The following is a 6,200-nucleotide window of genomic DNA, read 5'->3' as shown; positions in this document are numbered from 1 at the left end:
TATCCTTTCTCTTCGCTGTGCTTATCTCAACGGTCAACTTTCAATTTGATGTATTTGCCAAAGTGAGATGCACCCATGAAGTTTATGGTTTGAGCAATTACGACCCGTTTAGTAAGGCTTTTGTGTTGTCGCGGGGACTTGTGGGCGATCGCAGTGGCACTCTGAAAGTTGCTTCTCCGATTTACAAGCAGAATTTTAGCTTGGCTACTGGGCAGTGTTTGGACGATGAAACAGTAACAATTCCGACTTTTAGGGTTCGGGTGGCAGGCGATCGCGTCCAAGTAGCTGTTACCTAGATTCAACGCCCCAATTATTCGAGATCCATCCGCCAACACCTAACATTCCGATTCGGTGCTGGCGGATTTTGCATTGGGGGCGATCGAGCCAGTAGTTTTGGTATAAAATAGAGATGCAGACAACGGTTGAAACCGCTTTTTGTCAAACGATGTCCATGCCAAGCGGACTGAGAGAGGATAACGTATTTCAACCACTCGGTCTTCAACCCGCAGGCGAGTAGGTGTTGTGTGTGTAGAAGCCGTTTCAACCGCGAGCGTCTTCTTTCGGATTTTCAATGGAAACAAACTTTAGGGGGTAGGATATCAGTATGTTGTTAAAAAAACTTGTTTCCGAAAATAATCCCCAGACAGTGGCAGAGTTAATCGACGCACAACTCAAAACAGATCAATTGACTGGGGCGCAACTCAAAACACAAGTTTTCGGCCAGCACTGGCGAGACGAATCTTTGCACGAATTCCTCCGAGAAATTGCAGCCAAGCTCGACCAAGAAACAGCGAGCGAAATTATAGAATATTTGACAACTCAAAACGGTCAACAAGAAAAGTTTATTAATTTATTTTTAGCAGCTAAATGCCTGTCAAAAGTCAAAAATGGCATCAATGAAACCACAGAAAAAAAACTGTTAAACGCTTTAAAAAAGCTATCGCAATACGGCACGGTTTTCCTAATTCTTTATCAAAGCGCTGAAGAATTGCAGGAAACTTATCAAATTCGCTATCGATCGATCGCCGCGATCGCCCAAACTTGGAAAAACGACCCGCAAACGCTGCCCTGGCTGAAAATACTGGCACACTCCAGCGACAGTGGCGAAGTCCGGGCCACAGCAGTCAAAGCCATAGCCCGCGGTTGGCCCGACGAGCCTGAAATTTACCTGATGCTCAAAAACCTCGCCAAATTCGATCAAAACTGGGCAGTGCGATCGGCCGCCATCCGAGAAATGGCTTCTGGTTGGCCCTCTAACAGCGATACTTTGCCACTGCTGGCGGCCCTGGCTCAGTCCGATCGCAGTCCGGCAGTCCGCACCTGTGCACTGGAACAGTTGGCATCTAATTGGCGCGATCGCACAGATACCTTGCTGCTGCTGAGAACCGCTGCCGAATCCGACGAAAATTTGGGAGTGCGAGTCGTAGCGTGGCAAGAAATAGCTAGAGGTTGGCACAGCGTTTTAGGCACGGCCTCCCAGCTCAAAAACCTTGCCCACACAGGAAGTTCTACCCTGCGAACAGTAGCGGTGCGGGAATTGGCAGCAGGCTGGCCCGCCGATGCTGAGGTTTGCTTACTGCTGAAAACCCTAGCCACATCTGACAGCAGCGAAGAAGTGCGTACAGCAGCGATCGAAGAATTGGCCTCACGAAAGGGGCCGGGCGAACCAGACATTTACCCGCTGCTGAGAAGTCTCGCCGAGTCCGACCAGAGTTCCACCGTCCGGCAGGCAGCAGTCCAAGGAATTGCCTCTGGCTGGCCATCTAATCCGGCAACTCTGGCTTTTTTGCGAAATATAGCTACGGGCGATCGCGACGCCGAACTGCGCGAAATAGCCCTGCAACAGATTGCCGCAGGTTGGCCCGACAGCCCCGATACATTGCCCCTGCTGCAAAAAATTGCTGCCTCAGACGATTATTGGACTGTGCGGCAAGTGGTAGTTGTAGCCGCAGCCACTTTACCATCAGCCAGTCTCGAAGTCTTTGAGTGGTTGAAAAATCTGGCTGAATCAGACAGACACATCAACGTCCGAGAAACTGCGGTGGAACAGATAGCAAGAGGCTGGCGGCATCGGGGCGAGACGCTGCCTTTTTTCAAACAACTGGCGGAGTCGGAACGGGATGCTCACTTGCTGAGCGTGCTGGTGCGAGAGATAGCGCGGGGATGGCCAGAAGAGCCGGAAACCTTGGCTTGGTTGAAAATTCAGCTTGATGCTGGAGATGAGGAGGTGCGGGAAGTGGCGGTGCAGGAACTCGCTCGAAACTGGCCTTCGGGTGCTGAAACTTTGCGGATGCTGGAGGCTAAAGCAGAGGGCGATGAGAGTCCGGCCCTCAGACAAATCGCTTTGCAAAAGTTAGCGCGGGGGCGGACAAATGAGCCTCAAACTTTTGAGTGGCTGAAAATTCGGGCCGCGCAGGATGAAGATTCTCAGGTGCGGGCGATCGCCCTGGTAGAGTTAATCCGGGGATGGAAGGACGAACCGGGAATGTTTGAGTTTTTGCGCCAGAGAGCTCTTACCGATCCCTGCAATCGCACAGGTTCTTTTGCTTACAATCCCCGGTTTACAGCACTCGAAGCAATTGTCGAACATTATCCCGAAAATGCGGAAACTTTGCCGCTGGTGCGATCGCTCGCAGTTACGGATGCAGACGAGCAAGTGCGGGCTTTAGCGGGCCGCAGGTTGGGTAGCGAAGACTGGTAATTCACTTGACTGTTGACTGTTGACTGTTGACTGTTGACTGTTACCTCTACCTGGAAGGAAGAGGATTGGAGTAATGAATAGTCTGATTTTAATTTCTCTCTACAAGGGTTCCGGCTTTAAACCAATTCTTTCTGGTAATTAGTCATCAGTCATCAGTCATTAGTCAAAACAAAATGATTCAGAAGTTGTGCTGATTGGATGATTTCAGAGGAAGCGCTGCAATTCCTGCTGCAAATACTTTGCCCATTTAGTCGCTAGAGGAATTTCGGTAAAAGGAACCTGCACCGCCGCAGCATCTTTCAACAAAAACTCTAGCACGATCGCACTTCCAGAATTCGGTGGCGACTCTAAATCAACTGGCTGAGAGTTGACTAACAACCGCAGCGACTGTACATTTTTCAAAGAAAAAGTTTGCAAATTCACAGGCCCGCTGCGAGTAGGCTTTCCCCAAGTTAAACTATCTTCTTGCTGACCGAGTACAGCATAAATATCGTACTTTGCCTTAGCGAATTGTTCCGCCCAGACGCGATAAGCTTCCAGTTTTTGATACTCGTTCCATCCAGCCCAAGCCATCCCGATAAAAATTACCAGCAGTGGCAGCCACATTAAACCTCTTTCCATGCAATATCCTTGTTGAAAATACTCCAAGTTTTGTTTGCCATCTGGTTTAATGATACAATTGATTGAACTCTGCAAACTTGCTCGGCAATTTAAACTAGAAATTACACCAATTTACGATCGCACGGGCAGCCACCGCCACCACATACCAAACGCCCGCCCGCGAGTTTGACCTGAGCCACAACCCAGAAAACTGGCGATCGCGATGAAAATTCGGTTATTCTGGTGAACAAGCCTTCCCTAAACGGACGATCGGCAATGAAAAAGTTTTTCCTTCTGTGCTTATTTTTAATCGGGCTCGGCTGGGCGATTTCTAATTTCCCAGGACTTGCTACTCAAGGCACTTACGACTCGATTGTGCTGGATTTCCGCGAAGATATCGGTAATCCTGATATTGCAAAACGAGTAGAAGAACTCGCCCAGCAGTACAAAATCGCACCCCAACTCAACAGTGAGTTTTCTAAAGAGGATAATGTATATGTTGTCAAGGGCGATCGCACTTTGCTAAACGCCCTGAGAAAATCAAAGTTGGCTAAAGATACCGAATACATTGAACCGAACTACATTTACAGCGCTTACGAGATTCCCAACGACCCCATGTATACCAAGCAGTGGAATCTCCGCAGCATCAACGTAGAATCGGCTTGGAACGAAACAAAAGGCAGCGGCACAACAGTAGCGGTAATTGATACCGGCATTACTCCCGTCGCCGACTTAAAAGAAACCAAATTTGTACCGGGCTACGACTTTGTAAACGATCGCGCCGAAGCCTACGATGACAACGGCCACGGTACTCACGTTGCGGGTACAGTCGCCCAATCAACTAACAACAACTACGGCGTCGCAGGCATCGCTTACGAAGCAGCTTTAATGCCCCTGAAAGTATTAAGCGGCAGCGGCGGCGGTACAGTTTCCGACATTGCTGAAGCAATTAAATTTGCAGCAGACAACGGTGCAGATGTCATCAACATGAGTTTAGGCGGCGGTGGCGAAAGTCAATTAATGGAAGAAGCGATCGACTACGCCCACTCTAAAGGCGTTGTGATCATCGCCGCCGCCGGTAACTCCGGCGACAGTTCGGCATCCTATCCCGCCCGCTATCCCCACGTCATCGGCGTTTCCGCCCTCGGCCCCAACGAAGAAAAAGCCGATTATTCTAATTTCGGCGCGGGTGTTGACATTTCTGCCCCCGGTGGTTCTGAACTGGGCAAAATTCTCCAAAGTACGATCGACCCAGAAACCGGCGCCGAAATCTTTGAAGGCTACCAAGGCACAAGCATGGCGGCTCCCCACGTGGCAGGCGTTGCAGCACTTATCAAAGCATCGGGCGTCACAGAACCAGACGAAATTCGCAGCATACTCTTGCAGTCCTCGCGAAATGTCACAGAAGACCCCTTAAACCATTTTGGTTCGGGACACCTAGACGCAGGCGCAGCAGTTCAGCTAGCCCAGCGCGGACAAATCAACTTCCGCGATTTCTTCCGCTGGGTGCGCGATAACGGCTATCTCAACCCTCGCTTCTGGATCGACGGCGGTGCAGTCGCCCTGTTGCCAAAAATTGCAATGGTGCTCGGTTCTTACCTGCTGGCTTTCATTATGCGGAATTATTTTCCGTTCCAGTGGACTTGGGGCTTTTCCGGCGGCTTGATGGCTGGAAGTTCTGGGTTCTTTTTCCTCCGCAACTTGTTTGTATTTGACTTGCCGCAGTGGCCGATGAGAATCATGGGCAGTTCTATTCCCGAACTCGGCGGTGCAATTAACGGTAGCAGTATGCTGAATCCCTTGTTTGCTAGTGTTTTGATTCCGGGGATTTTGATTGTTTTGCTGTTGGGACATCAACAGTGGAAGTGGATTGCGATCGCAATGTCGATCGGCTTTGCTAGCTGTTTAGCAGTGAATGCTGTGATCTCTCCCGCAGTCTGGGGATTGGGAACTGGTTTAATAGCACAAACATTCTTAATTGTCAATGCTTTATTGTGTTTTGGATTGGCACATTTGGCACTTAAAACAGAGGCGCAGTCAGCATGAGTATTACTGTCAAAGGCAAAATTGAACGCCAAGGATTAGGCCCTGGTACCTGGGCTTTGGTTGGCGAAGATGGAGAAACTTATGAACTTAAGGATGCTCCTTCTGATTTGAAAAAAGATGGTTTAAAAGTCAGTGTCAAAGGTATAGTCCGCAAGGATGTGATGACTTTTGCGATGATCGGCCCGGTGCTTGAGGTGCAGTCCTTTGAAGTCTTGTAGCTCGATCGACTAATCCAGCTTTCGATCAAAAAAAACCCCGGCCTTCATTGGCTGGGGTTTATTAATCAGGGTGCATCTACTAATTTAATGTCCGGCCAGACAGCACCTCATTCAGGAAAGTTTGGCAGAATTTGCGATAATTTTTGGCGGTGCGATCGACAAAAAAAAACCCGGCCAAAATTGGTCGGGAGTTAATTAATCAGGGTGCATCTACCAACTAAGCTTCCTGAGAATTCCAGCGGAATCCGGAAACTCACCTCAAATTTGTTCAGCATCAGCCTTAACACAAAAAAAACCCGGCCAAAATTGGTCGGGAGTTAATTAATCAGGGTGCATCTACTAATTTAGTCTCCGATACCACCGCACCTCTTTCGGGACAGTTTCGGAAAATTTCGGGAATTTATGGCTGGATGTACGATCACTCAAAAAAAACCCGGCCAAAATTGGTCGGGAGTTAATTAATCAGGGTGCATCTACTAATTTAGTCTCCGGTAGCACCCCACCTCTTTCGGGACAGTTTCGGAAAATTGCGGGAATTTGCCCATCCAGTGCGATCGACAAAAAAAACCCGGCCAAAATTGGTCGGGAGTTAATTAATCAGGGTGCATCTACTAATTTAGTCTCCGGTAGCACCC

5 protein-coding genes are annotated in these 6,200 nt (G+C 49.1%); 4 read left to right on the top strand and 1 reads right to left on the bottom strand.

The genetic code is table 11. The features are described from left to right. On the top strand, positions 1–296 hold a 296-nt coding region (gene nirD, locus QUB52_RS28400), incomplete at its 5' end, for a nitrite reductase small subunit NirD (RefSeq protein WP_332975263.1). Positions 297–604: 308 nt separating this feature from the next. Further along, on the top strand, positions 605–2,701 hold the full coding sequence (locus QUB52_RS28395; RefSeq protein WP_332975264.1) for a HEAT repeat domain-containing protein: 2,097 nt from the start codon (positions 605–607) through the stop codon (positions 2,699–2,701). 204 nt (positions 2,702–2,905) lie between these two features. Here the strand turns inward: QUB52_RS28395 and QUB52_RS28390 are convergent, their stop codons facing one another. Beyond that, the gene (locus tag QUB52_RS28390; RefSeq protein ID WP_332975265.1) at positions 2,906–3,322 is read right to left on the bottom strand and encodes a hypothetical protein; all 417 of its coding nucleotides are present in this window, start codon (positions 3,320–3,322) and stop codon (positions 2,906–2,908) included. A 255-nt stretch (positions 3,323–3,577) separates the two neighbouring features. Between QUB52_RS28390 and QUB52_RS28385 the strand changes: the two genes are divergently transcribed. Beyond that, positions 3,578–5,347 (top strand): S8 family peptidase, encoded by a 1,770-nt coding sequence (locus QUB52_RS28385; RefSeq protein WP_332975266.1) that lies wholly within the window; start codon positions 3,578–3,580, stop codon positions 5,345–5,347. Continuing rightward, a complete protein-coding gene (locus QUB52_RS28380) occupies positions 5,344–5,565 on the top strand; it encodes a hypothetical protein (protein ID WP_265239012.1) in 222 nt (73 codons plus the stop codon). Before QUB52_RS28385 ends, QUB52_RS28380 begins: the two co-directional genes overlap by 4 nt. Positions 5,566–6,200 lie beyond the last annotated feature (635 nt).

The sequence above is a fragment of the Microcoleus sp. A6-C6 genome (genome assembly GCF_036705955.1).
GTDB lineage: Bacteria > Cyanobacteriota > Cyanobacteriia > Cyanobacteriales > Microcoleaceae > Microcoleus.
The sequence above is the reverse complement of the archived record's forward strand: the minus strand, read 5'-3'. Positions and strand labels throughout refer to the sequence as shown.

Excerpts from the sequence above, each read along its gene's own strand:
- QUB52_RS28395 (WP_332975264.1), top strand. The coding sequence starts at position 605 with ATGTTGTTAAAAAAACTTGTTTCCGAAAATAATCCCCAGACAGTGGCA.
- QUB52_RS28390 (WP_332975265.1), bottom strand. The coding sequence starts at position 3,322 with ATGGAAAGAGGTTTAATGTGGCTGCCACTGCTGGTAATTTTTATCGGG.
- QUB52_RS28385 (WP_332975266.1), top strand. The coding sequence starts at position 3,578 with ATGAAAAAGTTTTTCCTTCTGTGCTTATTTTTAATCGGGCTCGGCTGG.
- QUB52_RS28380 (WP_265239012.1), top strand. The coding sequence starts at position 5,344 with ATGAGTATTACTGTCAAAGGCAAAATTGAACGCCAAGGATTAGGCCCT.